Annotated in this window: 1 protein-coding gene; it reads left to right on the plus strand. The window is 72.6% G+C overall.

Going from position 1 to position 2,067, the window contains the following annotated elements; all coding sequences use genetic code 11:
- Positions 1-2,067 (plus strand): bifunctional 23S rRNA (guanine(2069)-N(7))-methyltransferase RlmK/23S rRNA (guanine(2445)-N(2))-methyltransferase RlmL (rlmKL, locus tag PKE44_RS18750; RefSeq protein WP_324554262.1); only part of this gene is annotated, 2,067 nt, incomplete at both ends.

Genomic DNA, 2,067 nt, shown 5'->3' on the forward strand with positions numbered 1-2,067 from the left:
AAGGCCACGGCGGCGTCAGCTTCGGCGACCCGCTCGAAACCGCTTACCGCGTCTGCCTGTGGTCGCGCACCGCGAGCCGCGTGCTGCGGCTGCTCGCGCGCGTGCCGGCCGCCGATGCCGATGCGCTGTACGCCGGCGTGCTCGACCTGCCGTGGGAGGATCACCTCGACCCCGACGGCACGCTCGCGGTCGATTTCGTCGCCGCCGGCCGCAGCGCCATCCGCCACACGCAGTTCGGCGCGCAGCGCGTCAAGGATGCCGTCTGCGACCGGCTGCGCGAGCGCTGCGGCCGGCGGCCCTCGGTCGATCGCGCCGCGCCGGACCTGCGCATCAACGTGCATGCCAGCGGCGAGACGGCCGACGTCGCGCTCGATCTCTCCGGTGAATCCCTGCACCGGCGCGGCTACCGCGAGGACGGCGCGCTGGCGCCGCTGAAGGAGAACCTCGCCGCCGCGCTGCTGCTGAAGGCCGGCTGGCCGGCGATCGTCGAAGCCGGCGGCGCGCTGCTCGACCCGATGTGCGGCTCCGGCACCTTCGTCATCGAGGCCGCGCTGATCGCCGCCGACCGCGCGCCCGGCCTGCTGCGCCCGGACTGGGGCTTCTTCGGCTGGCGCGGCCACGACGCCGGCCTCTGGCGCCTGCTCGTGCTCGAAGCCCGCGAGCGCGCCGCCGCCGGTCTTGCGAAACCGCTGCCGGCGCTGGTCGGCAGCGATCACGAGGCCCGCGCGATCCGCGCCGCGCTGACCAACGCCGGTCAGGCCGAAATCGCGAAGCTCGTGCACTTCGAACGCCGCGAACTCGCCGGCGCCGTGCCACCGAAGGGCGCGCCCGGCCTCGTCATCGTCAATCCGCCCTACGGCGAGCGCCTCGGCGAACTCGAAGCCCTCGCCGACACCTACGCCGCGCTCGGCGACTTGCTGAAGGCGCGCTTCGGCGACTGGCAGGCGGCGGTGTTCACCGGCAACCCCGATCTCGGCAAGCGCATGGGCCTGCGCGCCGGCAAGGTGCATGCGTTCTACAACGGCCCGATCGAATGCAAGCTGCTGCGCTTCGAGGTCACGCCCGAGCAGCACGTCGATCGCGAGGCCGCCGACCGCCGCCGCGCCGGGCAGGCGATCGAACGCGCGCTCGCCGCCGGCGCCGATGCGCTGGTCAACCGCGTGCAGAAGAACCTGAAGACGCTCGGCAAGTGGGCGCGGCGCGAGGGCATCGACTGCTGGCGCGTCTACGACGCCGACATCCCCGAATACGCGCTGGCGATCGATCTCTACGGCGAGCACGCGCACGTGCAGGAATACGAGGCACCGAAGTCGATCGACCCCGACAAGGCGCAGGCCCGCCTCGAACAGGCGCTGACCGTGCTGCCGCAGGCGCTCGGCCTGCCGCGCGAGCGCATCGCGCTGAAGGTGCGCCGCCGCCAGCGCGGCCTGGAGCAGTACGAGAAACAGGCCGAGCGGCGCGAATACCTCGAAGTGCGCGAAGGCGAGGCGCGGCTGTGGGTGAACCTGCACGACTACCTCGACACCGGCCTGTTCCTCGACCACCGGCTGACGCGCGCGCGGGTCGCGGCGCTGGCCCGCGGCCGCGACTTCCTGAACCTGTTCGCCTACACCGGCACCGCCACCGTGCAGGCCGCGCTCGCCGGTGCGCGCTCGACCACCAGCGTCGACCTGTCGGCGACCTATCTCGACTGGGCGCAGGCCAATCTGGAGCTGAACGGCCTGACCGGCCCCGAACACCGCTTCGAGCGCGCCGACTGCCTCGCCTGGCTCGAACGCGCGCGCGGACGCTGGGGCGTGATCTTCCTCGATCCGCCGACCTTCTCGAACTCCAAGCGCATGGACGGCACGCTCGACGTACAGCGCGACCACGTGCCGCTGATCCGCGCCGCCGCGGCGCTGCTCGAGGACGACGGCGTGCTGGTGTTCTCGAACAACCACCGGCGCTTCCGCCTCGACACCGACGCCCTCGCCGCCCTCGGCCTCGCGGCCGAGGACATCAGCGCGCAGACCATCCCGAAGGACTTCGAACGCAACCCGCGCATTCACCGCTGCTGGCTGATCCGGC

The organism is Plasticicumulans sp. (assembly GCF_035331805.1).
GTDB lineage: Bacteria > Pseudomonadota > Gammaproteobacteria > Competibacterales > Competibacteraceae > Plasticicumulans.